This window comes from Aliirhizobium wenxiniae (assembly GCF_019511445.1).
In the GTDB taxonomy this organism is placed as follows: Bacteria; Pseudomonadota; Alphaproteobacteria; order Rhizobiales; family Rhizobiaceae; genus Neorhizobium; species Neorhizobium wenxiniae_A.
Genome location: NZ_JAEUAN010000005.1, coordinates 76,367 through 100,449 on the forward strand (window position 1 = coordinate 76,367; position 24,083 = coordinate 100,449).

Sequence of the window (24,083 nt, forward strand, 5' to 3'; positions counted from 1 at the left end):
CACAGCGTCAATTATTTGTAGCAGGTGCGTCGCCCACCGGCGGCAGTTCCTGGCCGGGCTGGACATCCGCCGGCGCTTCTTCCTTGCCGGTGATGCGAGCGCGGATCTGCGGCTCGATATCCTCTGGCAATACGGCTTCCAAACGACCGACAAGCGTATCGAGGAAAGGCTTTGACTTCGCATCCACCACCCAGGTCGGCTGCGCCTTGACCGGCACCAGCCAGTTCCAGAAGGCAGTAGCGATGACGAGCAGCAGGATGCCGCGGGCAGCGCCGAAGAGAAAGCCGAGCGTACGGTCCAGCGCGCCGATGCGGCTGTCGATGATGAAATCGGCGATCCGCGAGGTGATGAAGGAGATGACGATCAGCGCGATCAGGAAGATGATGCCGGCCGAGGCGGCAATCGCGATACGATGGTCGGACGTGTATTTTTCCGCATAGGGCACAGCCAGCGGATAAAGGTAATAGGCAGCGGCAACCGAGCCGGCCCAGGCTGCAATCGACAGCACTTCGCGGGAAAAGCCGCGGACCATGGCAAGCACCGCAGAAAACAGGGTGACGCCGATGACAACACCGTCGAAGATCGTAATGGGCATGTAAACTCTACTCCAGAACCTGCCGTTCCACACCTGCCGGCTGAAACCGGCATTTCCGTCCGGCATTCCAGCATTGGGCGCAGTGTCTTACATCAGCCAAGTCATTAACGGAAGATCAATCATCTTCACCGGCATTTTCATGGCCTTTCCCCAGTTTCTTGGCCGATCCGGCAATGCGGGCAACGAGATCGGGCAGATCCTCGATCATCGTCCAGCGCGCGCTGCTGTTTTTCGGCAGTTCCGCCGAGGTGGCCGGCAGCATGGCGCCGGCAAAGCCGAGTTTTTCCGCTTCTTTCAATCGCTGGGATGTCTGCGAGACGGGGCGTACGGCTCCCGACAGGCTGATTTCGCCGAAGAAGACACAATCCGGGGGCAGGGCGGTGCCGGCAAGCGAGGAGACGAGCGCCGATGCAATTGCCATGTCTGCGGCAGGTTCCGAGATACGATAGCCGCCGGCGACATTGAGATAGACATCGTGCTGACCGAGCCTGACGCCGCAATGGGCTTCGAGCACGGCAAGGATCATCGCAAGACGGGAACTATCCCACCCGACCACGGCGCGGCGCGGCGTGCCGAGCGAGGTGGCCGCCACCAGCGCCTGTACTTCGACCAGAACCGGACGCGTACCTTCCATCCCGGCGAAGACAGCGGCCCCCGGAGACTTGGCATTGCGCTCGCCGAGAAACAGTTCCGACGGGTTGGTAACATCGCGCAAGCCGTTATCGGACATTTCGAACACGCCGATCTCGTCGGTCGGTCCGAAACGGTTCTTGACCGTGCGCAGGATGCGGTAGTGATGGCCGCGGTCGCCCTCGAAATAAAGCACGGCATCGACCATGTGCTCGACGACGCGGGGACCGGCGATCTGGCCTTCCTTCGTCACATGCCCGACGAGAACCATGGCAGAACCCGTCTGCTTCGCAAAGCGGATCATCGCCTGCACGCCGGTGCGCACCTGGGTGACGGTGCCGGGGGCGCTGTCGGCCGTATCGCTCCACAGAGTCTGGATAGAATCGATGATCACCAGATCGGGGCGTTTGCCTTCGGAAATGGTTGCAAGAATGTCTTCAACATTGGTTTCGGCGGCAAGCAGCACATCACTATCCGCCGCACCGAGGCGCTGGGCGCGCAGGCGTACCTGGGCGACCGCTTCTTCGCCCGAGACGTAGATGATCCGATGGCCGCGGCGGGAAAGGGCGGCGGCTGCCTGCATCAGCAGCGTCGACTTGCCGATGCCCGGATCGCCGCCGATCAGCACGGCCGAGCCGCGCACAAAACCGCCGCCGGTGGCGCGGTCGAGTTCGGAAATGCCGGTGAATATGCGCGGCGCCTGTTCGGTTTCGCCGGAAAGCGTGGTCAGCGCCACGGCGCGACCCTTTTTCGGCGCCTTTCCGGGACCGCCGCCGATGCCGCCCATCGGGTCTTCCTCGACGATCGTGTTCCACTCGCCGCAGCCATCGCACTTGCCGGCCCAGCGGCTATGCACCGTGCCGCAGTTCTGGCACACGAATTGGGTTTTGGTTTTTGCCATGAGTTGATCAGGTTTCGCTGTCTTGGAAATAGCTTGGAGAAATGTTCTGGCGCCCGTGCAGGACACGTAAAACAGTCAGTTCGGTGTCGGACAGTTTGAAGAAGATAATCCGCTCACGGTAGGTAAAGCTTCGGATGCCGTCGCCGAATTCACGGCGATCCGTCCCCGTCAATCCGTTGCGGGCAAAGGCTTCGACTTTACGGTAGATATCAAGAAAGAAACGGTCGGCGGCTAGCGAGTTCTCATGGGCGATATAGCCATGGTCCTCGAAGAGATCCGCCCTCGCTCGGGGCGACCAGGCGGGTTTCCGGCTCCTAATAGCGGGTCCCCGTCTTCTTGGTCGCGGACATCTTCTGGATGTCGCTCAGCATATCCTCAGCCGATTCATAGCGATGGACGCGCCCGGCCTCTACATCGTCAATCCCTTCCTGGATCAGCCTCTGCAGCTCGAAGAACTCGTCATCCTTCTGCTGCAGCAGGCGCAGGGCGCCGGCCACGATCGCATTTGCATCCTTGTAGAAACCGGCCTTCACCAATTTATCGATAAAGGCCTGATGCTCATCACTGAGATGGATCCCGGTCATTTCGATCTCCTTTTGTTCTCCTTTAGCACGAAGATTTTCAGCTTCCAAGAGGGAAGGTTTTTCAAGCGGAGATCGGCCCGGACGATCAGTTGTCCGGGTAGAGGTAACGCCGCTCGTGGCGCAGGCCGATGCTGGTCAGCATTTCGTAGCCGATCGTGCCGCCCGCACGTGCCACATCGTCAAGCGCGATGTTCGGGCCGAACAGTTCGATATAATCGCCGGCGCGGATTGCGCCTTCCGGCACGTCGGTGACATCGAAAATGGTGAGGTCCATGGTCACCCGACCGATGACGGGCACGCGGGTATTGGCGATGAAGCCGAAGGCGCCGGGCGCACCGCCCGCCCGGATCGGCACGCCGGAACCGGACAGCGAGCGGATATAGCCGTCCGCGTAACCGGCCGAGACGATGGCAAGCCGGCTGTTGCGCGAAAGCTGGTGGGTTGCGCCATAGCTGACCGTCGAGCCGGAAGGTGCCTCGCGGATCTGCAGGATTCGGGCTTCGGCCTTGGCGACAGCTTCAACCCCTTCATGCCGTTGACGGCCTCACCGCCATAGGCGGCAATGCCGGGGCGGGTGAGGTCGAAATGGTATTCGGGACCGAGGAAGATGCCGGCAGAAGCCGAAAGACTTGCAGGAACGCCTTCGAAAGCCGCGGCAACCCGTTGGAAAGACTCAAGCTGTGCCCGGTTGAGCGGCGAGGCCGGCGAATCGCCGCTGTGAAGATGCGACATGACGAGAACCGGGGAGAAGCTCGCCGGGCGCGAGACGTCCTCGGCAAAGGCGATCGCTTCCTCCAGCGGCAGGCCCAGCCGGTTAAAGCCGGTATCGACGTGCAGCGCGCAAGGATGGTCGCCATGTTCTGCCGTCACCGACATCCAGAAGGCGAGCTGCTCTTCGGAGATGATCACGGGAACCAGATCGTTTTCGTAAAACAGTCGTTCCTGGCCCGGCCAGATGCCGGAGAGAACGTAGATGCGGGCGTCGGGCGCATAAGTCCTGAGCGTCACGCCTTCCTGCACTACGGCAACGAAGAAGTCGCGCGCACCGGCTTCGTAAAGTGCCGTGCCGCAGTCTTCGAGACCCAGGCCATAGGCATCCGCTTTGACGACGGCAGCGGTCGCGGCCGTTCCGGAGCGGCGCGCCATCTCTTTCCAGTTATCGACGAGCGCGCCGAGATCGACGGTCAGCCGGACGGGGGCGATGTCGAAATCATCCGGATAGGTGTCTTCGCTGTCGAAATCGGTCTGTTCTGTCATGATGGTCTCGATCGGTATGCTTCTGAACTGTGGGTGATCGATCCTAAACTTTTTGTCAGCCGGAAAAAGGCCGGTAGACGAGATTCAGGTTCTCCGCACAGGCTTTTGACAAGCGGCCAGTCAGGTCGTCTCCAGTTCGCGATCCGACTGCGACAGCTGGACGACTTCATCTCGCGCAGAGTGGGGCGTAGCCTTGAGGCCGTATTTGAACGATATCTGCAGGCGCATCCATGGCTGTCCCAGGTTCCAGGCGAGACCTTCTTGCGGCGATCTCCACGAGTTTCGAAAGGCTTTGGGCCGATCTTGCCCGCGTGCCAGAAGCGCGGGCGGGGGAGGCATCCATGCAGGGACACGTGACGGGCACAATGATGAGCCCGACCGATCTCGTTGCCTATCTGATCGGCTGGAACGAGCTGGTGCTGAAATGGCTGGACCGGGATGACAGGGGCGAGCCGGTCGATTTCCCTGAGACGGGGTTCAAATGGAATGAGCTGGGACCACTTGCCCGAAAATTCTATGCGGACCACGAGGCGCTCGAATGGCCCGAGCGGTTGGAGCGACTGAGGGCAGTGAAGCAACTACTGGTCTCGACAATCACCGATCGGTCAAACGACGAGCTTTACGGCAAGGGCTGGTACGGCAAATGGACCAAGGGGCGCATGATCCAGTTCAACACGTCATCGCCCTACGCCAATGCACGGGCACGCCTTCGCAAATGGCTGAAGGCGCAGGGGTGAGTGTCGCCGACGCCTGATGATCCCGCCTTGCGGCATGCGACCCTATGACAGCTGTAGATTGGTGCGATTTCGACTGCTGCCGTTTGCTGCCTTTGCGGGAAATTGATACCTCATTCCCGCACATGGTGCGGCCGGCATTAGTCGACCGCATGGGAACAAGGGCAGTTTCAAACTGAACCCGACCGCCCCCGCGACTGTGAGCGGCGAGCTTTTCGAAACACCACTGTGGCCTTGCGCCATGGGAAGGTTCGACAAGGCATCGACCCGTGAGTCAGGAGACCGACCCTGTGCATCTGATCAATCAACGACCGTCGGGTGTGACGGACAGGAGCACATATGCATATCGAACCGGGCCTCGTGGACGGGGCAAAAATCATTCTGAGTTATGCCACCGCAGCAGGGGCGGGGCTTTTCACATTGAAACTGGCGCGGGACACGATCCGGCAACAGGGGCTCGTCTCGCTGGCCTCGCGCACAGTGATTACGGCCGCGGCAGTTTTCTCGTTCTTTGAACTTCTGCCGCATTATGCAGTCGGCGTGTCCGAGGTGCATTTCATTCTCGGGTCGACGTTATTCCTGCTGTTCGGTGCAGCCCCTGCGGCAATCGGTTTGGCGCTCGGTCTTGCAATCCAGGGCCTGTTCTTCGCCCCGGCGGACCTGCCGCAATATGGAATGAATGTCACGACGCTGCTGGTTCCGTTGTTTGCGGTAAAGGCGCTTGCGGACCGCGTCATCGCGCCGGGAACCGCTTATGTCGACCTCACCTATATGCAGGCGTTGAAACTATCGACAGCCTATCAGGCCGGTGTCGTGGCCTGGGTTGCGTTCTGGGCGTTTTACGGCGCAGGCTTTGCTGCTGACAATCTGATGGCGATTGGCACGTTCGGGATTGCCTATATGTCGGTCGTGTTGATCGAGCCGCTGGCCGACCTTGCCGTGCTTGCCGTTGCCAAGACCTTGAGCGCTCTGAACGGTTCCGGCTTCGTCACGAGGCGTGTGCATAACGCAGCCTAAAGCGAGCGCCTGAGACCATTCAGCCTCGCCGAGGTTGCCCGGCGAGGCTGGTTCGATCAAGGTTCCTCGTATTGGACGAAGCTCGGTTCGGCCAGATCGGTAAAGCGGGTGAATTCCGACTGGAAGGCGAGCTTGACGGTGCCGGTCGGTCCGTGACGCTGCTTGGCGATGATGACGTCCGCCGTACCCTTGACGCGCTCCATATGCGCTTCCCATTCCGGATATTTCGGATCGGAAAGATCGCGGGGCTCCATGTTCTTCACATAGTATTCCTCACGGAACACGAAGAGCACGACGTCGGCGTCCTGCTCGATCGAGCCCGATTCGCGAAGGTCGGAGAGCTGCGGGCGCTTGTCTTCGCGGCTTTCGACACCGCGCGACAGCTGCGACAGTGCGATGATCGGCACGTTGAGTTCCTTGCCGAGCGCCTTCAGGCCCGTGGTGATCTGGGTGATTTCCTGCACGCGGTTTTCACCCGACTTGCCGGAACCGGTCATCAGCTGGATATAGTCCACCACCAGGCAATCGAGGCCGCGCTGTCGCTTCAGGCGGCGGGCACGGGCGGAAAGCTGGGCGATCGAGATACCACCGGTCTGGTCGATGAACAGCGGCACTTTCTGCATCATCTGGGAGCAGGCGACGAGTTTTTCGAAATCAGCCTCGGTAATGTCACCGCGACGGATTTTGGACGACGACACTTCCGTCTGCTCGGAGATGATACGTGTCGCCAGCTGTTCGGACGACATTTCGAGCGAGTAGAAGCCAACGACGCCGCCATTCTTGGCCTTGAACGATCCGTCAGGCGCAATGTCCTGCTCGTAGGCTGCCGCGATATTATAGGCGATGTTGGTGGCAAGCGAGGTCTTGCCCATACCCGGACGTCCCGCAAGCACGATCAAGTCGGAGCGCTGCAACCCGCCCATCTTGCCGTCCAGCGACAGGATGCCGGTCGAGATGCCCGATAGCTGGCCATCACGCTCGAACGCTTCACCGGCCATATTGATGGCGATTGCCACCGCATCGTTGAACGACTGGAAACCGCCGTCGTAACGACCGGTTTCGGCAAGTTCGAACAGGCGGCGTTCGGTGTCTTCGATCTGGCTCTGCGGCGGCATGTCGAGTGGTGCGTCATAGGCAATGTTGACGACATCCTCGCCAATGGTGATCAGCGCGCGGCGAAGCGCCAGATCGTAGATCGCCCGGCCGTAGTCTTCCGCGTTGATGATCGATACGGCATCGGCGGCAAGACGCGCGAGATATTGCGCGACGGTCAGATCGCCCACCTTGTCGTCGGCCGGCAGAAAAGTCTTCAGCGTGATCGGGTTGGCGGTCTTGCCCATGCGGATGATATCGCCGGCGACCTCGTAGATCTTGCGATGCAGGGGCTCGTAGAGATGCGGCGGCTTCAGGAAGTCCGAAACGCGGTAATAGGCGTCGTTATTGACCAGGATCGCACCGAGCAGCGCCTGTTCGGCCTCGATGTTGTTCGGCGCCTCGCGATAGTGCGGCGCTGCATCCTTGTTGCTCAGAGATGCCAGATTGCGCGCGACTTCGTTCATGATCTTCTACCCGTCCTGTCCGTTCAAGGTCTCGGTTCTAGTGGTAACTGCACCGCCCCGAAACCATGCATTTCGCCTTCGGCTGTTACCCACAGCTATCCACAGCAGGCGTCATTTACGCGAAACAAAAAAACTAATGAAGCGATAAATCCGGTTGACTGTGATCGCCCGAAGGCTGGCGGCGACTCAACTGGAACCGGCCCATTATACGCCGTGAAAGAGACAAAAAAACGCCCGGCAATGCGCCGGGCGTTTTGGGTGGGATGGTGGAAATGGGGCTCAGGCGGCCGCAGCCGGTGCCCGTGATGCCGAAACCTGCCGCAGCAGAACCGGAATGATCAGGGCCACTCCGATGAGCGACGATATCAGTTCGGGTACGACCAGCAGGATTGCGGCAACTATCAGCAGCACCTGTTCCCATTTCTGCGTCCGCGTCAGCATCCAGCCGGAAAGGGCTGCCCCCAGGCAGGTGATGCCGAGCACGCAGCCGAAGAAGGCGAGGAAGAAATTGCTCCAGGTGAAATCGGCGGTCACCAACAGCAGGGATGGCGAGAAGACGAAGACGAATGGCACCAGAACCTTGCCGAGCCCGAGCCGGAAAGCGGTGTTACCCGTCTTGAACGGATCGGCCCCCGCCATGCCCGCCGCCGCATAGGCCGCAAGCGCCACCGGCGGCGTGATATCGGCCAGCACGCCGTAATAGAAGACGAAGAAATGCGCCACGATAGGTTCTACGCCAAGCATGCCGAGCGTCGGCGCGGCAATCGTCGCCATGATGATGTAGTTCGCCGTCGTCGGAATGCCGCAGCCCATCAGGATGCAGACGACGCCGGTCATGATGAGGGTGAACAGCAGCGTCAACCCGGTTGCGGAGAACATGCCCGTTGGCAGGATAGCGCCGACAAAGGTTGCCATCTGCGCAGCCGTCGAGGTGACAATATAGGAAATCTTGAAGCCGACGCCGGTGAGCGTCACAACGCCGACGATGATGCCGACGGTTGCCGCAGCCGCACCGACGGCAAGCGCGTATTTCGCCCCGTCGCGCAGGCCTTCGAAGAGTTCGGTGAACGACATGCGCCGACGCGGATTGAGAAGGCCGACGGCGATGCAGAGCGTGATGCCCCAGAAAGCTGCAAGATAGGGCGTGTAGCCCGACATCAGTACCGCGATCAGTACGACGAGCGGGATGACGGTCGGCCAGTCACGCTTGAAGGCTTCCTTCAGGTCAGGCATTTCGTCGGACGTCATGCCGCGCAAGCCGTTGCGCTTGGCTTCGAAATGAACCTGAACCAGCACGCCGAAGAAGTGCATGAAGGCCGGCACGATCGCGGCGACGATGATCGTCGTATAGGGCAGGTTGAGGAACTCGATCATCAGGAAGGCAGCAGCCCCCATGATCGGCGGCGTGATCTGGCCGCCTGTCGATGAGGCCGATTCGACGGCGGCAGCAAAGGTGCGCTTGTAGCCGAGGCGGATCATCGCCGGGATGGTGAGCGATCCGACCGTCACCGTATTGGCGACCGAAGAGCCGGAAATCATGCCGAACAGCGCCGATCCGAAGATCGACACCTTCGCCGGGCCGCCGGCATAACGCCCTGCGACCCAGGCGGCGCAATCGAGAAACAACTGGCCAAGCCCGATGCGGGTGGCAAACACGCCGAACAGGACGAAGTGGAAGACATAGGTCGCCACCACGCCGAGCGCGATACCGTAAATCCCCTGCGTCGTCAGATAGAGATGGTTGATCAGCTGCGAGAAGGTCGCGCCGGGATGTACGAGAATACCCGGCATGGACGGCCCCCAGATGGAATAGGCCATGAACAGAAGCGCGATGACCGGCAGCGGCCAGCCGACCGAGCGGCGCGTCGCTTCCAGAAGCACGAGGACCAGAAGGCCGCCGAGCACGACATCGGTTGTGGTCGGATTGCCGACGCGGAAGGCGAGATCATCAAGCGGGATGAGGGGGACATGAAGGACCGCGACGACGGCGCCGATCGCCAGCGCCCAGTCAAGCAATGAAATGCCAAGCGGACGCAGGAGGGTCGATTTCGGAGGCTCCGCCGAATCGCGGCGCTTGAACGGAAAAACCAGAAAGATCAGGCCGAGAACGAAGGAAAGATGGATGCCGCGATGGACCATTTCCGACAGAAGGCCGAAACCGGCGGTATAATAATGGAAAATCGACAGCGCGACGAGCAGCGCGCCGATCAGCTTTGCTGCCGCCGGCGCCAGTGCGCGGAAGCGGATTTCGGCGTCGAACTGCTCTTCCAGTTCACGCGCCTTTGCTTCATCGAGTTCCATCGGTGCGATCTTGTCGCCGTTTTCGGTCGCCATCGTATCTCATCCTGTTATGCGAACAGTCGAAAACGGCGGCCTGCAGGCTGCGGGCCGCCGCATCTGATCGGTGGTCGATCGACGGCTATTTCAGCACGCCGGCTTCCTTGTAGAATTTTTCCGCACCCGGATGCAGCGGAATGCCGAGACTGGTGACGGCGTTCTGCAGCGTGATCATCTTGCCCTTGGCATGGCCGGCATCGAGTGCCTGGCGGGTGGCGTCGTTCCACATCGTTTTGGTGATGTTGTAGACGAGGTCTTCCGATTGCTTGGCGCTGGTGACCCACTGGGCAGCGACAGAAATCGTCTCGGTGGCACCCACACCCTGATAGGCGCCTTCCGGCACCGTGTCCTTGGCGAAGAACTTGTATTCCGACATCAGCTTGTCCACTTCCGGGCCGCTGATCGGGATGAGCGAGATGCCCGAGGACGTGGCGAGTTCGGAAATTGCGCCGGTTGGATAACCACCAACAAAGAAATAGGCGTCGAGGCCGCCGTCGCGCAGATGCTCGCCAGCCGGACCTGGTTTCAGGTGCTCGGCCTTGATGTCGCTTTCCTTGAGCCCGTAGGCGGCAAGAACGATGCGTGCGTCGACGATCGTGCCGGAGCCGGGTTCATCGATGGAGACGCGCTTGCCCTTGAGGTCGGCCACCGACTTGATGCCGGAATTTTTCGAGGCGACGAGATGGATGGTTTCCGGATACAGCGTCGCGATCAGGCGCAGGTCTTCGACCTTGCCCTTGCCCTCGTAAAGCCCGGTACCGCTATGCGCCCAGAAGGCGACGTCGGACTGGGTGAAGCCCGATTCCATCGAGCCGCCCTGGATGGCGTTGATATTGGCGACCGAACCGTTGGAGGCGACGGCCGTGGCAACGAGGCCAGGAACGCCCTTGTCGCCGGCGCCGGAGATGGCGTTCGCGATCAGGCCGCCGATCGGGTAATAGGTGCCGGCCGTGCCGCCTGTGCCGATGCGGAAGAAGGCCGGCGTCTGCGCGGCGGCAATGCCGACGCCTGCCACGATTGCAATTGCAGCGCCAAGCGCCACGAATTTTCTGCTGATGGTCATGATGCTCCCTTTCTTGTCATTACCGACAGGATGGAGAAGGGAGTGATCGTCTGTCAAGCGTTGACACAATTTTGCCCGAATTCGTGATTGCATCGGGTGTCTCGCAGAACAAAAAAAGCCCCCGGCGGAACCGGAGGCTTCTGTTGGCGGTAAGGCCAGATCTTATTCGTCGTCGCCGTCGCGATCAGCTTCCGGATCGAAGAAGTCTTCCGGACGCAGTGCGTCTTCGTCAACGCCGTAGATGGCGTCAGCGGAGGTGAGGCTTTCGCCCTGGGCCTGACGCTCGGCTTCTTCAGCCGAACGGGCAACGTTGACCGAGATCTGGATCTCGACTTCCGAGTGCAGGTGCAGGGTGACTTCGTGCAGGCCGATAGCCTTGATCGGGTGGTTCAGGTCGACCTGGTTGCGGCCGATGTTGAAGCCTTCGGCAGCCAGGGCGTCCATGACGTCGCGGGCAGCAACCGAACCGTAGAGCTGGCCGGTTTCGCCAGCCGAACGAACGATGACGAAGGTCTTGCCGGCGAGAGCGTCGGCAACCGTCTGGGCTTCGCCCTTGCGCTCGAGGTTACGGGCTTCGAGCGTTGCACGCTCAGCTTCGAAACGCTTCTTGTTGGCGTCGTTGGCGCGCAGCGCCTTGCCCTGCGGCAGCAGGAAGTTACGAGCGTAACCGTCGCGAACCTTTACGGTTTCGCCCATCTGGCCGAGCTTGGCGATGCGTTCAAGCAGAATGACTTGCATGTTGGAGTTCCTTTCTAGTTCTCAATTTTCTGGATTGGGTGTGTTCTGATCCATGTCGTTCTTAGCCGGCGTCAGCGCGATGGTTCGGCGGGTGTCCATGAGACCGAGCACGAGGATCGCGAAAGCAGGAAAGACGAGCATGGAGGAGAGGTATGCGAGGATAAGGACAGGCAGACGCCAGTCCTTGCCCTGACTGCGGAAATGGATGGTGGCAAAGCCCGACATCAGGAAGCCTGCGCCGAATGTGCCGCAGATCGTGGCGCCGACCATCGCAGGCACGCCGCCGAAAAAGGTCAGCACGATACCGCCGAGAAAAATGAAGATGGCGTGGCGGTTCATGCGCAGCGCCGACGGCATGTCTTCGCGAGGGCGCAGTGCGCCGCCCGAGCGCGAGACGATGCGCATGGCGATATAGAAGGCCGCAAAGAGGAAGAGCACCCACATGCCGCCCTGAACCATCGGCAGCATCAAAAGCATCGTGGATTTCCACTGGGCCACACCGGCGGGATCGAGCGCAAGGCCCGGCTCCTGCGTCTGGATGGCAGCTGTCATGGCATCGACCACCTGGCCGACCAGTTCAGGTCCATAGCCGATGGCGACGCCGAGCGCGATGACAGCGATGGTCACGAGGCCGCACAGATGCAGCAGAATATCGGAAATCGGGTACCAGGCGACGAGATGATCGGGACCGCCCAGTTCGGAGGCCGGGCGCGCCAGATTGGCGAGATGCGACAGCCAGCCGGCCGGGATCAGCGTGGCGACCGCCATGGTCACGGCGAAAATCGGGGAAATCAGGATCGCGCCAAGAATGGCTGCGGTGACGATGCCGGTAATTGCGGCGCGATTGCCCCAGCCGAGGCCGGCAATCAGGATAGGCAGGGCGGATGCAGCATAAAGGATGGCGGCAAGAGACGACTGCGCGTTCGCACCCATCACGAGGAGGGTAGCAACAACGCCGGCCAGAATGCCGGTGGGCAGTACTGTCTGTGTCTTGTTCATTACGCTCTCGCTGTCCTGCCAGATCAAGCAGTTAGGGGACAGGCCTGAATCAATTTGACAGGCGCTTCATCCCCAACATGGGGTTTGGTTACTTCTGTTTCCGATCCGCGCCCAACGCGGAAGGGAGAATGGACCCGCCGAAAAGATCGGCAGGTCCGGTATCAATTACGATACGACGTAAGGCAGCAGGCCGAGGAAACGGGCGCGCTTGATGGCCTGGGCCAGTTCGCGCTGCTTCTTCTGGGAAACTGCGGTGATACGCGAAGGTACGATCTTGCCGCGCTCGGAAATGTAGCGCTGCAGGAGACGAACGTCCTTGTAGTCGATCTTCGGTGCATTTGCGCCCGAGAAGGGGCAGGTCTTGCGACGACGATGGAAAGGACGGCGTGCCGGGGACGAGGATACGTCAGCCATTGTGTTTTCTCCTTGAGACCCAGATTAGGATTCGCGAGCCGGGCGCGGTGCGCGCTCGAAGCCGCCTTCACGCGGAGGGCGATCGCCGAATTCGCGGCGCGGGCCACGATCGCCGAATTCGCGGCGCGGGCCACGGTCGTCACGCGGACGGTCGTCACGGTCGCGCTTCTGCATCATGGCAGACGGGCCTTCTTCGTGCTTCTCGACGGCGAGCGTCATGTAGCGAAGAACGTCTTCGTTGATGCGCATCTGGCGTTCCATTTCGTGCACGGCAGCAGCCGGAGCATCGATGTCCATCAGAGCGTAGTGAGCCTTGCGGTTCTTCTTCATGCGGTAGGTCAGGGACTTGAGGCCCCAGTTTTCTACGCGCCCGACCTTGCCGCCATTAGCTTCGATGACGCCCTTGTACTGTTCGACGAGGGCTTCAACCTGCTGAGCGGACATATCCTGCCGGGCAAGGAATACGTGTTCGTAAAGAGCCATGTAAGCTTTGCCTTTTCTTGCGGTTGTTGTGTCACCCGGGTTCGGCGGCTAAGCCTCAACGACTGCTCCTGTTGACCTTGTGGGTCGGCAAGAAAAGTGTTGTATCGAGACGGTCGAGAGCGGAGACACGGGAGGCCGGAACACTTGTGGTTCCTGCGATCCGCGCCGGGATAACCCGATGCCGATCGGCCCTCCGTTCAGCCACCAGCCAGAAGACCGGGTGTTTCGAACACGGCGGCTTATACGGATTTTTGGCGGAAAGGCAAGAGGCGAGGTGTTCTATCGCAACAACGTGCACTTATTAAGTGTGCAAAACTATGATTGCAAATCTATAATTGCGTATTTTAGCGGTTCCTCTTAAAATGGTGGCGGAAATTGTTCTGTCCTTGGGAGGGTGAAATGCAGCATGGAACGAAGGTTTTCGACGTCGTCGCGCCGCGCTCGAAGTTCTATCAGGGAGGGTTCGGAAGGCTTTTTCCTGAACTTGAGCCGTGGGGGCCGCCAAATATCCAGGCTCACAAGCTGGAAGAGCATTTCCTCGAAGTTGCTTCCCGCCTCATGTCTGAAGCTGTGGATGGCACACCTGACGAACTGGCGGAGGCTGAAACATCCGGTGCGGCCGGTGTGGTGGGCAATGGTAATTCGTCCTTGCCTTCAGGTTATGTCTATTTCGGTCAGTTCGTCGATCATGATATTACGCTGGACGTAACACCCTTGAGCGATGCGGAAAGTGATCCCAACCGGCTTCTCAATTTTCGCACTCCACGCCTTGATCTGGACTGTCTTTACGGGCTTGGACCCGATGCGCAGCCGTATATCTACGAGCATGGTGACCGCGGATTTACCGGGAAATTTCTGACCTCGCCTGTCTCTGATCCAGGTTTTGAGGGAATTCCCGCATCCATTCACGATTTGCCGCGCAACAGTGCCGGGGCCGCATTGCTCGGAGATCCGCGCAACGATGAAAATGCCATTGTTGCACAGATCCACACGGCCTTTCTTCTGGCGCATAACGAGTTGGTGGATCGCGCGCGGAGCCAGCCGGGTGGCGACGCGCTCACTGGCGGGCTGTTGTTTGAACGCGCTCGAAAGACATTGAAGTGGCTGTATCAATGGATTGTCTGGAACGACTATGTGAAGCGAATATCTCATCCGGATGTCCACAAAATAGCGCTGACGAAAGAGGAGCAGCCGGACCACAGGCTGATTTGGAAGCTCGGCTACAAGGATGATGTCTTCCACTGGAAGCACCAGCCCTTCATGCCGGTGGAGTTTTCGGTTGCAGCCTACCGGTTCGGCCATACGCTGGTGCGAAACGCATACCAGACGAACAGCTTCAGGCCTGCAGCGGGTTTTGGAAAGTTCTTTCCCATCTTTTCGACGAGACCTGACAACGATATCGGCGGTGGCAGGGCTTTGACGGTGAGGCGGATCGTTCAATGGGATTGGTTCTTGAACATGGGGTCTTCCGCAAAGGGATTATTTCCGCAGAGGGCGAGGGCATTCGACACCAAGCTGTCCCGCGCATTGCTTCACATGCCGCAGGATCCAGACAAGCCTGGTAACCCAAAGAGGGTGCTCAATGTACTCGCTGCGCGCAATCTCGTTCGTGGGGTCAAGATGAGCCTGCCCGCGGGTGCTGATGTTGCCAAGGCTCTAGGCTTTGAGCCGATCGTAATAACTGACGAAGAGCCCAAGACGCTTTGGTACTACATCCTCAAGGAGGCTGCTGATGAGGGAAGCTCCGGCGGCGCCGGTCTACGGCTTGGACTGGTCGGCTCGATCATCGTCTGTGCGACCTTTGCAGGCCTGCTGAAAGGCGATCCTTTATCGTGGTTCAATATAGAGCCCGGTTGGCACCCGAGTGACGATCCGCTGCTACGGCCCGACGACAACATCGATCACCCTGGACCTGAGCATGCGCCGGACAATAACGAGTGGGGATTGTCGACGCTTATCAGATTGTCGGGTCTTCCCGTCAAGGGAGACGACTTTGACGGGATTGTCGCCAAGCCCGCGTCGGCGGGCTTGGTCTGATTGCCAATCGGGCCTCAGATCGGCATCGGATAGTGGCGGTGGACCTCTGCGATATCGCTCAGCACGTCGTCCGATAGCGTGATCTCTGCGGCACCGATATCCGTCTTCAATTGCTCCATCGTCGTGGCGCCGATGATGACGGAGGCCATGAAGGGGCGTTCCAGGCAGAAGGCGAGCGCCATCTGTGCGGCATCGAGACCGTGTTTACCGGCAACTTCGACATAGGATTTGACCGCCGGTTCCTGCTTGGGCTGCAGGCGGCCGCCGAGATCGGTGTTGATCGTTGCGCGTGATCCGGCAGGCCTTGAGCCATCAAGATATTTGCCGGTCAGCAGGCCGGCTGCCAGCGGCGAATAGGCAAGCAGCCCGACATCGCCGTGATGGGCGACTTCGGCGAGATCGAGATCGAAGGTGCGGTAAAGCAGATTGTATTCGTTCTGGATCGAGGCGACGCGCGGCAGCGCCTTTTCTTCCGCCAGGCGCAGATATTGCATCGTGCCCCAGGCGGTCTCGTTGGAAAGACCGACCGCGCGGATCTTTCCGGCCTTCACGAGGTCGTCGAGCGTCTGCAGCTTTTCGGTAATCTCGGCGATCGATTGCTCGCGATCCTGTGTCGAGGCATCGAAAGTCCAGGAATTGCGGAAATGATAATGGCTGCGGTTCGGCCAATGGATCTGGTAAAGATCGATATGGTCGGTCTGCAGGCGCTTGAGGCTGGCATCGACGGCCTCGCGAATGGTCGCAGCCTCGATCGGGCGGCCTTCACGGATATGCGGACGACCGGCGCCGGCGATCTTGGTGGCGAGCACGATGTCGTCGCGCTTGGCCCGTTTCTTCAGCCATGTGCCGATATACTGTTCCGTGCGGCCATAGGTTTCGGCGCTGACGGGCGTCGTCGGATAAAGTTCAGCCGTATCGAAGAAGTTGACGCCGTGTTCGACGGCATAATCCATCTGGGCATGCGCTTCGGCTTCGGTGTTCTGGGTGCCCCAGGTCATGGTGCCGAGGCAGATTTCGGACACGGAAAAGTCTGTGCGGCCGAGTTTGTTGTATTTCATCAATGCAGTCCTGGATGAGGAGGCCGGGTGGGAGGGGCCGGGAGGAAAGGCAAGGCGGGGGACTTTAGCGCCCGGTTGATGAATCGCAAGGGCATCGCGCGATCAACTTGACAGGCCCGGTCGTGATTTCGCCCCAAACCACTTCGACAAACCGTCGCTCAAGGCCGATTTGCTTTGGAATGGCAGGGCAGCCGAAGGGTGTCGCCCTTGACTCTCAAGGTTCAAATGTGAATGGAGAGGCAAAACATAAGGGAAGGATTATCCCCCATGAGCACTTCAGAGCGCAATTCATCCAGCATTGCATTCACATTCCCCGGTCAGGGCAGCCAGGCCGTCGGCATGGGCAAGGATCTCGCTGAAGCATTCCCGGAAGCCCGCGCGGTTTTCGAGGAGGTCGACGAGGCGCTCGGCCAGAAACTCTCCGACATCATGTGGAATGGCCCGGAAGATACGCTGACGCTGACGGCAAATGCCCAGCCGGCGCTGATGGCGGTTTCGATCGCCACGATGCGTGTGCTCGAAGCCCGCGGTCTCAAGCTGGCCGACAAGGTCGCCTATGTCGCCGGCCATTCGCTCGGCGAATATTCGGCTCTCTGTGCTGCCGGCACCTTCTCGCTGTCGGATACCGCAAGGCTTCTGCGCATCCGCGGTGATGCCATGCAGTCGGCCGTTCCGGTCGGGCAGGGCGCGATGGCTGCGATCATCGGCCTCGAACACGGTGACGTCGATGCCATCTGCACCGAGGCAAAGGCAGAGGGCGTGTGCCAGATCGCCAACGACAATGGCGGCGGTCAGCTCGTCATCTCCGGCTCCAAGGCGGCTGTCGAGAAGGCTGCGGCGCTTGCGACCGAAAAGGGGGCCAAGCGCGCCATCATGCTGCCGGTCTCCGCTCCCTTCCATTCAGACCTGATGGCGCCGGCCGCCGACGCGATGCGTCATGCGCTCGCCAAGGTCGAGAAGAAGAGCCCGGTCGTCCCGGTCGTCGCCAATGTGCGCGCCGCTCCGGTTTCCGATGCCGAAGAGATCGCAGGGTTGCTGGTGACCCAGGTCACCGGCCAGGTCCGCTGGCGCGAAACCGTCGAGTGGTTCGGCGCCAATGGCATCACCACGCTTTATGAAATCGGCTCCGGAAAAGTGCTGACGGGTCTTGCCCGCCGCATCGACAAGAATATTTCCGGCGTAGCCATCAACACCCCGGCCGATATCGACGCGGCAATCGCCGCCATTCTCGGCTGAAGAAAAGGATTTCGATATGTTTGATCTGACCGGCCGCAAGGCTCTTGTCACGGGTGCTACAGGCGGCCTCGGCGAAGAGATCGCCCGCCTTCTCCACAAACAGGGCGCCATCGTCGGCCTGCACGGCACCCGCGTCGAAAAGCTGGAAGCACTGGCCGCCGAACTCGGCGAACGCGTCCACATCTTCCCGGCAAATCTTTCCGACCGCGCTGAAGTCAAGGCGCTCGGCGAGAAGGCTGAAGAGGTTCTGGGCGGCGTCGACATTCTCGTCAACAATGCCGGCATCACCAAGGACGGCCTCTTCGTGCGCATGTCGGACGAGGACTGGGATGCGGTTCTGGAAGTCAACCTGACCTCGGTTTTCCGCCTGACCCGCGAGCTGACCCATCCGATGATGCGCCGCCGCCATGGCCGCATCATCAACATCACCTCGATCGTCGGTGTGACCGGCAATCCGGGCCAGACCAACTACTGCGCGTCGAAGGCCGGCATGATCGGCTTCTCCAAGTCGCTCGCCCAGGAAATCGCCACCCGCAACGTCACGGTCAACTGCGTGGCTCCGGGCTTCATCGAAAGCGCCATGACCGGCAAGCTGAACGACAAGCAGAAGGAAGCCATTATGGGAGCGATCCCGATGAAGCGCATGGGCGCCGGATCGGACATCGCAGCCGCCGTTCTCTACCTTGCTTCGGACGAGGCAGGTTACGTCACCGGCCAGACGTTGCACGTCAATGGTGGCATGGCAATGATCTGATTGCCGGTCTTTGTTCGTAAAACCAGTGGAGAACAAGGGTTCTGCGCTGTGGGATGGAACAAATTCTGGCTTTTCGGAACAGTCAAACCGTGTTAATCGGGCCATGACTGTGAAAAGTCACCCTGAAATTCAGGTCGTCACATTGCGTGAGCAATGCGTTACGGAACCGGAAAAGGGGTGGCGGGGTTTGCCGACATCGGCACCCGTGAAGGTGCAGTTGAAGGTTTAACAGGACGAGGATGCCACATCGGCATCCGATGAAAGATAAAGGTCGAGGAAACCGACATGAGCGATATCGCAGAACGCGTTAAGAAAATTGTTATTGATCATCTCGGCGTCGATGCCGACAAGGTTGTTGAAGGCGCAAGCTTCATCGACGATCTGGGTGCGGATTCGCTCGACACCGTCGAACTGGTCATGGCGTTCGAAGAAGAGTTCGGCGTTGAAATCCCGGACGACGCTGCTGACTCGATCCTGACCGTCGGCGACGCTGTCAAGTTCATCGAAAAGGCCCAGGCCTAATCGACGACATATCTGGGACGATCGCCCGCTTTTGGCGGGCATCGATCTCACATGACGGCCCGCTAGTTCGGGCCGTTTCAGCAAATGGATCATGAAATACGGGGTGGGTTGTTGGCGATGAGGCGTGTCGTTATCACCGGTACCGGCATGGTATCACCGCTTGGATGCGGAACGGAAGTTACCTGGCAGCGTATTCTCGCCGGCCAGAGCGGTGCAAGACTGGTCACCGAATTCGAAGTCGACGATCTGCCTGCAAAGATTGCCTGCCGCATCCCGGTCGGCGACGGTTCCGACGGCACGTTCAATGCCGATCAGTGGATGGAGCCGAAAGAGCAGCGCAAGGTCGATCCCTACATCCTCTACGGCATGGCCGCCGCCGATATGGCGCTCGAAGACGCCGGCTGGCATCCTCAGACCGATGAAGACCAGATCATGACCGGCGTGCTGATCGGCTCCGGCATCGGTGGTCTCGAAGGCATTGTCGAGGCGGGCTACACGCTCCGCGACAAGGGGCCGCGCCGTATCTCTCCTTTCTTCATTCCCGGCCGTCTGATCAATCTCGTATCCGGCCAGGTTTCCATCAAGCACAAGCTCCGTGGTCCCAACCACGCGGTCGTCACGGCATGTTCCACCGGCGCGCACGCGATCGGTGATGCAGCCCGGCTGATCATGTTCGGCGATGCCGACGTGATGGTTGCCGGCGGTGCTGAATCGCCCGTCAGCCGTATCGGTCTTGCCGGCTTTGCCGCCTGCAAGGCGCTGTCGACCCAGCACAACGACGATCCGACGAAGGCTTCGCGCCCCTATGACCGCGACCGCGACGGTTTTGTCATGGGCGAGGGCGCAGGCGTGGTTGTTCTGGAAGAGCTGGAACACGCCAAGGCGCGCGGCGCAAAAATCTATGCCGAAGTTGTCGGCTACGGTCTGTCGGGTGACGCCTATCACATCACTGCACCGTCGGAAGACGGCGAGGGCGCATTCCGCTGCATGACCATGGCGCTGAAGCGTGCCGGTCTGTCGGCTGCCGACATCGACTACATCAACGCCCATGGCACATCGACCATGGCCGACACGATCGAACTCGGCGCTGTCGAGCGTCTGGTCGGCAATGCGGCTTCCAAGGTCTCCATGTCCTCGACCAAGTCGGCGATCGGCCATCTTCTCGGTGCCGCAGGTGCCGTCGAGGCGATCTTCGCGACGCTGGCGATCCGCGACAACATCGTGCCGCCGACCCTCAATCTCGACAATCCCGATGTCGAGACCGCGATCGATCTGGTGCCGCATCAGGCCCGCAAGCGTGACGTCAATGTCGCGCTGTCGAACTCCTTCGGTTTTGGCGGCACCAATGCGTCGCTGGTTCTGAAGCGTTACGACGCGTAAATGTGATCGCCTCCATCGTCGGCTGGGCGCTACAGTCTGGCCGACACCATGTTCTGAACCTGCTTTTTGCCGTATTGCTTGGTCAAACAGCGGGCAGTGATTCCAGTTAATGCAAAGGGGGGTGCGGTTGAGCAATTCCGATAATGGTGGCGAGCTTCCGCCCGGCGGTAGCAATCCAGCCAACAACGGCAGCAGCCGCGGTCCGATCATTCCGAAGTCGCCGAACGAAGCCCTGAAGCCCGAGCGCGTGCCGGATCCGCCGCGACGTTCCAAGAAAGCCCGCAGCCAGGTCATCATCTTTTTCAACTTCGTGATGACGATGCTTGTTCTCGTGTGTCTGGCGGGCGCAGCGATCTTCTATTACGCGCTGTCGACATATCATGGTCCGGGGCCGCTCGCAGCCAACACCAATTTTGTCGTGCGCGATGGCGCAGGCATTGCCGAGATTGCCACGAGCCTCGAGCGCAACGAGATCATCGAGGACGCGCGGGTCTTCCGTTACGTCACCTCGGTCAATCTCGGTTACGCCGGTTTGGCTGCAAACCGCCGCAGCCTCAAGGCCGGTGAATACGAGATCAAGGCCCATGCCTCGATGCAGGAGATCGCTGATCTTCTGGAATCCGGCAAGTCGATCCTTTATTCGATCTCCATGCCGGAAGGCCTGACCGTCCGTCAGATGGCGCTGAGGCTGAGGGAAGACACGATCCTCGAAGGTGATCTGCCTGCCGATCTTCCGGCGGAAGGCACGCTTCGCCCGGATACCTACAAGTTCTCCCGCGGAACCAACCGGTCCGAAATCTTGTCGCAGATGCACGCTGCTCAGGAGAAGCTGATCGACCAGATCTGGGAGCGCCGCGATCCGGACCTGCCGATCAAGACGAAGGAAGAGTTTGTCGTACTGGCCTCGATCGTCGAGCGCGAGACCGGCAAGGATGACGAACGCGCCCATGTCGCCTCGGTCTTCTTCAACCGCCTGCAGAAGGGCATGCGCCTTCAGTCCGACCCGACGATCATCTACGGCATCTTCGGTGGTGATGGAAAACCGTCGGATCGCCCGATCTACCGGTCGGATCTGCAGAAAGAGACGCCTTACAACACCTACAAGATCAAGGGCCTGCCGCCGACGCCGATTTCCAATCCGGGCCGTGCGGCGCTTGAAGCGGTCGCCAATCCGTGGCGCACCAAGGATCTCTATTTCGTAGCCGACGGAACCGGTGGTCACGTTTTTGCACCGACGCTGGAAGAGCATAACGCAAATGTGCGTCGCTGGCGCCGGATCGAAGCCGAGCGCAAGGCTGGCACCGCCGCCGCCGCAAACGCGGCGGAAGAGGTTGTTGACGGCCAGCCGGACGGCGCGGATGCCGAAAAGCCCGCAAATTGAGGTGGATGCCACCGGCGTTGATGGCCGGTGGTTCGCACTTGGAGTGAATTGAATGACATTGCAGTCGATGACCGGTTTTGCGCGCAGCGAAGGGGTCAGCGGGCGTAGCCGCTTCGTTTGGGAACTCCGATCCGTCAACGGCAAGGGCCTGGATGTCAGGCTTCGCCTGCCGCCGGGTCTCGAGCGGCTGGAACCGGACACCCGCCGTATGATCGGCGAGGCGTTTTCCCGCGGCAATATCCAGGCATCCCTGTCGATATCGGTCGACGAGACGCGCATGGAAGCCGTGGTCAATCGTGATGCGCTGGCCGCCGTGCTTGCCCTTCGCGATGAGCTGAAGGATGTCATCGATCCGTCGCCGCTGCGCCTTGATACGCTGATCTCGATACGCGGCCTCGTCGATATCCGCGAGCAGGAGGATGGTGAGGACGCGCTTCTCGCCCGTGATGCGGCGATCCTGTCCGGCCTTAAGACGGCGCTCTCCAACCTCAAGCGCATGCGCGAGACAGAAGGCGCGGCTTTGCGCGCCGTGCTTGCGGCCCATGTCGCTCGCATCGCCGAGCTGACCCATATCGTCGAGACCGATGCATCGCGCTCGCCCGACGAGATCGCACGCCGCCTGAACCTGCAGCTCGACCAGATCATGCAGGACAAGGCAGCGCTCGATCGCGACCGGCTTTATGCCGAAGTGGCGCTGCTGGCGACCAAGGCAGACCTGCGCGAAGAGATCGACCGGCTGAAGGGCCATGTGGCCGCCGTTGGCGAACTTCTCGAAAAGGGCGGGCCGATCGGCCGCAAGCTCGACTTCCTTGCACAGGAATTTAACCGGGAATCGAATACCATCTGTTCCAAATCCAATTCTGCTGCTGTAACGGCTGCAGGCATCGAACTGAAAGTCGTGATCGACCAGTTCCGCGAACAGGTCCAGAATCTGGAGTAAAAGATGAGCCCGGCACCGTCCAACCAGCCCGCCAAGACGCAAAGCAGCATTGCCCGTCGGGGGCTGATGCTGGTGCTCTCGTCTCCCTCCGGCGCCGGCAAGTCCACCATTGCCCGCAACCTTCTGGAAAACGACGGCAATCTGGAAATCTCCATCAGCGTGACGACCCGCCAGCGTCGTCCGAGCGAGATTGCCGGAAAGCACTACCACTTCATCACCATTCCGCAGTTCGAGCGCATGCGCGACAGCGGCGAGCTTCTGGAATGGGCGGAAGTGCATGGCAATTTCTACGGCACGCCGCGCGAGCCGGTCGAAGCCGCCATGGCCGATGGTCGCGACATGCTATTCGATATCGACTGGCAGGGCGCCCTGCAGCTGCAGGAAAAGATGAAGGCCGATATCGTCTCGATCTTCGTTCTGCCGCCGACCATGACCGAACTGCAGTCGCGCCTGCACCGCCGCGCGGAAGACAGTGAAGAGGTTATCCGCACGCGCCTGCTGAACTCGCGCTCCGAGATCGAGCACTGGCGCGAATATGACTATGTCATCGTCAACGACGATCTCGACGAAGCCTTTCGCAACGTCAACTGCATCGTCAACGCCGAGCGCGTCCGCCGCGACCGCCGTCATGGTCTGTTCGAATTTGTCGGCACGCTTTTGACCGAAGAGCCCAACCTCTGATCAGAGCGGCTTCTGCCCCGAAATCGCGAAACGGTGCTGCAGCGTCGAGGTGAGCCCCTTGCGCGACAGGAGCTTGATCCCGCGGCTACGACGAATGTCGGCGAGATTCGTATCGATCTTCAGTTCACCAAAGCCGGCGTTCTCGAAAAGCTGCACCGTGTCATCTGACCGGATGCCGTTGTTGAAATGCACCTGACCGACGATGCGCTCATGATGCTGCCATTGCTCCGGCGTCAGCAGACTGTGACCATCCTGTTGTCTGCCGAAAACACGATCGAGCAGGGGAATTAGTTTCTCCAGCCAGTGCTTGCGGACGAAGTCGCCGTCGATGATCAAAAGGCGTCCGCCGGGCTTTAGAATACGCATCCAGTCGGCAAATGCCTTGTCGGGATCGGTGAGCATCCAGACAAGATGTCGGGTGATGATGACATCGTATGTATTGTCCGGCTCCATCGTCTCTTCCGCATCGCGCGTCAGGAACCGGATCGAGGCATTCGCATCATCCGACTTGCGTCTTGCACGCGCCATCATCGGCTCGGTAAAGTCCAGCCCAGTCACCTTGAAGCCGAGGCCGTGCATCAGCATGGTCATCACGCCCGTGCCGCAGGCGAGATCGAGCGCCTTCCTGTCTTTCCCGTCACCGAGATGGCGGCGGATCAACTGGCTCCAGGCTTCGATCTCCGCATGTCTGGCTATGCCATGGCCGGGGCTGGCATCATAGGTCTGCGCACGCAGGCTCCAGTAATCACGGATATCGTCCTTGATGGACCAGTTCTGCATGTC

Annotated in this window: 23 protein-coding genes, 1 pseudogene and 1 riboswitch; of the genes and pseudogenes, 10 read left to right on the forward strand and 14 right to left on the reverse strand. The window is 60.3% G+C overall.

Annotated elements, in window-relative coordinates; translation table 11 throughout:
- Positions 1–7: 7 nt before the first annotated feature.
- The 5 genes and pseudogenes from JNB91_RS07980 to alr all read right to left on the reverse strand — a co-directional run bounded on the left by JNB91_RS07980 (position 8) and on the right by alr (position 3,967).
- Positions 8–595: a CvpA family protein gene (locus JNB91_RS07980; RefSeq protein ID WP_220324987.1), complete on the reverse strand. Its 588-nt coding sequence runs from the start codon at positions 593–595 to the stop codon at positions 8–10.
- Positions 596–710: 115 nt separating this feature from the next.
- A complete protein-coding gene (radA, locus tag JNB91_RS07985) occupies positions 711–2,126 on the reverse strand; it encodes a DNA repair protein RadA (protein WP_220324988.1) in 1,416 nt (471 codons plus the stop codon).
- Between the two features lie 7 nt (positions 2,127–2,133).
- The gene (locus JNB91_RS07990; RefSeq protein ID WP_220325223.1) at positions 2,134–2,445 is read right to left on the reverse strand and encodes a type II toxin-antitoxin system RelE/ParE family toxin; all 312 of its coding nucleotides are present in this window, start codon (positions 2,443–2,445) and stop codon (positions 2,134–2,136) included.
- The gene (locus JNB91_RS07995; protein WP_223218099.1) at positions 2,441–2,758 is read right to left on the reverse strand and encodes a type II toxin-antitoxin system ParD family antitoxin; all 318 of its coding nucleotides are present in this window, start codon (positions 2,756–2,758) and stop codon (positions 2,441–2,443) included. Before JNB91_RS07995 ends, JNB91_RS07990 begins: the two co-directional genes overlap by 5 nt.
- A gap of 37 nt (positions 2,759–2,795) precedes the next feature.
- Positions 2,796–3,967: pseudogene (alr, locus tag JNB91_RS08000) on the reverse strand (alanine racemase).
- A 230-nt stretch (positions 3,968–4,197) separates the two neighbouring features.
- Between alr and JNB91_RS08005 the strand changes: the two are divergent.
- Positions 4,198–4,704 carry a ClbS/DfsB family four-helix bundle protein gene (locus JNB91_RS08005; RefSeq protein ID WP_220324989.1) on the forward strand — a complete coding sequence of 169 codons (507 nt, stop codon included), beginning with the start codon at positions 4,198–4,200 and terminating at the stop codon, positions 4,702–4,704.
- Positions 4,705–4,810: 106 nt separating this feature from the next.
- Positions 4,811–5,006, forward strand: a riboswitch (cobalamin riboswitch).
- A gap of 34 nt (positions 5,007–5,040) precedes the next feature.
- Entirely contained in the window at positions 5,041–5,718 is a 678-nt protein-coding gene (locus JNB91_RS08010; RefSeq protein WP_220324990.1) for an energy-coupling factor ABC transporter permease, read from the forward strand.
- Positions 5,719–5,774: 56 nt separating this feature from the next.
- On the opposite strand, the gene JNB91_RS08015 is transcribed toward JNB91_RS08010, so the two are convergent.
- The 7 genes from JNB91_RS08015 to rpsF all read right to left on the reverse strand — a co-directional run bounded on the left by JNB91_RS08015 (position 5,775) and on the right by rpsF (position 13,311).
- On the reverse strand, positions 5,775–7,277 hold the full coding sequence (locus JNB91_RS08015) for a replicative DNA helicase (protein ID WP_220324991.1): 1,503 nt from the start codon (positions 7,275–7,277) through the stop codon (positions 5,775–5,777).
- Positions 7,278–7,556: 279 nt separating this feature from the next.
- The gene (locus JNB91_RS08020; RefSeq protein WP_220324992.1) at positions 7,557–9,611 is read right to left on the reverse strand and encodes a TRAP transporter permease; all 2,055 of its coding nucleotides are present in this window, start codon (positions 9,609–9,611) and stop codon (positions 7,557–7,559) included.
- 85 nt (positions 9,612–9,696) lie between these two features.
- On the reverse strand, positions 9,697–10,677 hold the full coding sequence (locus tag JNB91_RS08025) for a TAXI family TRAP transporter solute-binding subunit (RefSeq protein ID WP_220324993.1): 981 nt from the start codon (positions 10,675–10,677) through the stop codon (positions 9,697–9,699).
- Positions 10,678–10,839: 162 nt separating this feature from the next.
- Positions 10,840–11,415, reverse strand: a complete 576-nt coding sequence (gene rplI, locus JNB91_RS08030; RefSeq protein ID WP_220324994.1) for a 50S ribosomal protein L9 — start codon at positions 11,413–11,415, stop codon at positions 10,840–10,842.
- 21 nt (positions 11,416–11,436) lie between these two features.
- Positions 11,437–12,414: a DUF2232 domain-containing protein gene (locus tag JNB91_RS08035; protein WP_220324995.1), complete on the reverse strand. Its 978-nt coding sequence runs from the start codon at positions 12,412–12,414 to the stop codon at positions 11,437–11,439.
- A gap of 165 nt (positions 12,415–12,579) precedes the next feature.
- Positions 12,580–12,828: a 30S ribosomal protein S18 gene (rpsR, locus tag JNB91_RS08040; protein ID WP_112457119.1), complete on the reverse strand. Its 249-nt coding sequence runs from the start codon at positions 12,826–12,828 to the stop codon at positions 12,580–12,582.
- 24 nt (positions 12,829–12,852) lie between these two features.
- Positions 12,853–13,311: a 30S ribosomal protein S6 gene (gene rpsF / locus JNB91_RS08045; RefSeq protein WP_220324996.1), complete on the reverse strand. Its 459-nt coding sequence runs from the start codon at positions 13,309–13,311 to the stop codon at positions 12,853–12,855.
- Between the two features lie 399 nt (positions 13,312–13,710).
- On the opposite strand from rpsF, the gene JNB91_RS08050 reads away from it, so the two are divergent.
- Positions 13,711–15,348, forward strand: a complete 1,638-nt coding sequence (locus JNB91_RS08050; protein ID WP_220324997.1) for a peroxidase family protein — start codon at positions 13,711–13,713, stop codon at positions 15,346–15,348.
- A 14-nt stretch (positions 15,349–15,362) separates the two neighbouring features.
- Here JNB91_RS08050 and JNB91_RS08055 read toward each other — a convergent pair whose 3' ends face one another.
- On the reverse strand, positions 15,363–16,406 hold the full coding sequence (locus tag JNB91_RS08055; RefSeq protein WP_220324998.1) for an aldo/keto reductase: 1,044 nt from the start codon (positions 16,404–16,406) through the stop codon (positions 15,363–15,365).
- 267 nt (positions 16,407–16,673) lie between these two features.
- On the opposite strand from JNB91_RS08055, the gene fabD reads away from it, so the two are divergent.
- From fabD to gmk, 7 genes are all read left to right on the forward strand, one after another.
- The gene (fabD, locus tag JNB91_RS08060) at positions 16,674–17,642 is read left to right on the forward strand and encodes an ACP S-malonyltransferase (protein WP_220324999.1); all 969 of its coding nucleotides are present in this window, start codon (positions 16,674–16,676) and stop codon (positions 17,640–17,642) included.
- Positions 17,643–17,658: 16 nt separating this feature from the next.
- Positions 17,659–18,396 (forward strand): 3-oxoacyl-[acyl-carrier-protein] reductase, encoded by a 738-nt coding sequence (fabG, locus tag JNB91_RS08065; protein WP_220325000.1) that lies wholly within the window; start codon positions 17,659–17,661, stop codon positions 18,394–18,396.
- A gap of 285 nt (positions 18,397–18,681) precedes the next feature.
- Positions 18,682–18,918 carry an acyl carrier protein gene (locus JNB91_RS08070; RefSeq protein WP_003502080.1) on the forward strand — a complete coding sequence of 79 codons (237 nt, stop codon included), beginning with the start codon at positions 18,682–18,684 and terminating at the stop codon, positions 18,916–18,918.
- A 117-nt stretch (positions 18,919–19,035) separates the two neighbouring features.
- Complete coding sequence (fabF, locus tag JNB91_RS08075) at positions 19,036–20,298, forward strand: beta-ketoacyl-ACP synthase II (RefSeq protein WP_220325001.1); 1,263 nt, start codon at positions 19,036–19,038, stop codon at positions 20,296–20,298.
- A gap of 109 nt (positions 20,299–20,407) precedes the next feature.
- Positions 20,408–21,679: an endolytic transglycosylase MltG gene (gene mltG, locus JNB91_RS08080; protein ID WP_220325002.1), complete on the forward strand. Its 1,272-nt coding sequence runs from the start codon at positions 20,408–20,410 to the stop codon at positions 21,677–21,679.
- 52 nt (positions 21,680–21,731) lie between these two features.
- Positions 21,732–22,619, forward strand: coding sequence for a YicC/YloC family endoribonuclease (locus tag JNB91_RS08085; protein WP_220325003.1), 888 nt, complete (start codon positions 21,732–21,734; stop codon positions 22,617–22,619).
- Between the two features lie 3 nt (positions 22,620–22,622).
- Positions 22,623–23,300 (forward strand): guanylate kinase, encoded by a 678-nt coding sequence (gene gmk, locus JNB91_RS08090; protein ID WP_220325004.1) that lies wholly within the window; start codon positions 22,623–22,625, stop codon positions 23,298–23,300.
- Here the strand turns inward: gmk and JNB91_RS08095 are convergent, their stop codons facing one another.
- On the reverse strand, positions 23,301–24,080 hold the full coding sequence (locus tag JNB91_RS08095) for a class I SAM-dependent methyltransferase (protein WP_220325005.1): 780 nt from the start codon (positions 24,078–24,080) through the stop codon (positions 23,301–23,303).
- Positions 24,081–24,083: the final 3 nt, after the last annotated feature.

Excerpts from the sequence above, each read along its gene's own strand:
- JNB91_RS07980 (WP_220324987.1), bottom strand. The coding sequence starts at position 595 with ATGCCCATTACGATCTTCGACGGTGTTGTCATCGGCGTCACCCTGTTT.
- radA (WP_220324988.1), bottom strand. The coding sequence starts at position 2,126 with ATGGCAAAAACCAAAACCCAATTCGTGTGCCAGAACTGCGGCACGGTG.
- JNB91_RS08005 (WP_220324989.1), top strand. The coding sequence starts at position 4,198 with ATGGCTGTCCCAGGTTCCAGGCGAGACCTTCTTGCGGCGATCTCCACG.
- JNB91_RS08010 (WP_220324990.1), top strand. The coding sequence starts at position 5,041 with ATGCATATCGAACCGGGCCTCGTGGACGGGGCAAAAATCATTCTGAGT.
- JNB91_RS08015 (WP_220324991.1), bottom strand. The coding sequence starts at position 7,277 with ATGAACGAAGTCGCGCGCAATCTGGCATCTCTGAGCAACAAGGATGCA.
- JNB91_RS08020 (WP_220324992.1), bottom strand. The coding sequence starts at position 9,611 with ATGGCGACCGAAAACGGCGACAAGATCGCACCGATGGAACTCGATGAA.
- JNB91_RS08025 (WP_220324993.1), bottom strand. The coding sequence starts at position 10,677 with ATGACCATCAGCAGAAAATTCGTGGCGCTTGGCGCTGCAATTGCAATC.
- rplI (WP_220324994.1), bottom strand. The coding sequence starts at position 11,415 with ATGCAAGTCATTCTGCTTGAACGCATCGCCAAGCTCGGCCAGATGGGC.
- JNB91_RS08035 (WP_220324995.1), bottom strand. The coding sequence starts at position 12,414 with ATGAACAAGACACAGACAGTACTGCCCACCGGCATTCTGGCCGGCGTT.
- rpsR (WP_112457119.1), bottom strand. The coding sequence starts at position 12,828 with ATGGCTGACGTATCCTCGTCCCCGGCACGCCGTCCTTTCCATCGTCGT.
- rpsF (WP_220324996.1), bottom strand. The coding sequence starts at position 13,311 with ATGGCTCTTTACGAACACGTATTCCTTGCCCGGCAGGATATGTCCGCT.
- JNB91_RS08050 (WP_220324997.1), top strand. The coding sequence starts at position 13,711 with ATGCAGCATGGAACGAAGGTTTTCGACGTCGTCGCGCCGCGCTCGAAG.
- JNB91_RS08055 (WP_220324998.1), bottom strand. The coding sequence starts at position 16,406 with ATGAAATACAACAAACTCGGCCGCACAGACTTTTCCGTGTCCGAAATC.
- fabD (WP_220324999.1), top strand. The coding sequence starts at position 16,674 with ATGAGCACTTCAGAGCGCAATTCATCCAGCATTGCATTCACATTCCCC.
- fabG (WP_220325000.1), top strand. The coding sequence starts at position 17,659 with ATGTTTGATCTGACCGGCCGCAAGGCTCTTGTCACGGGTGCTACAGGC.
- JNB91_RS08070 (WP_003502080.1), top strand. The coding sequence starts at position 18,682 with ATGAGCGATATCGCAGAACGCGTTAAGAAAATTGTTATTGATCATCTC.
- fabF (WP_220325001.1), top strand. The coding sequence starts at position 19,036 with ATGAGGCGTGTCGTTATCACCGGTACCGGCATGGTATCACCGCTTGGA.
- mltG (WP_220325002.1), top strand. The coding sequence starts at position 20,408 with ATGCAAAGGGGGGTGCGGTTGAGCAATTCCGATAATGGTGGCGAGCTT.
- JNB91_RS08085 (WP_220325003.1), top strand. The coding sequence starts at position 21,732 with ATGACATTGCAGTCGATGACCGGTTTTGCGCGCAGCGAAGGGGTCAGC.
- gmk (WP_220325004.1), top strand. The coding sequence starts at position 22,623 with ATGAGCCCGGCACCGTCCAACCAGCCCGCCAAGACGCAAAGCAGCATT.
- JNB91_RS08095 (WP_220325005.1), bottom strand. The coding sequence starts at position 24,080 with ATGCAGAACTGGTCCATCAAGGACGATATCCGTGATTACTGGAGCCTG.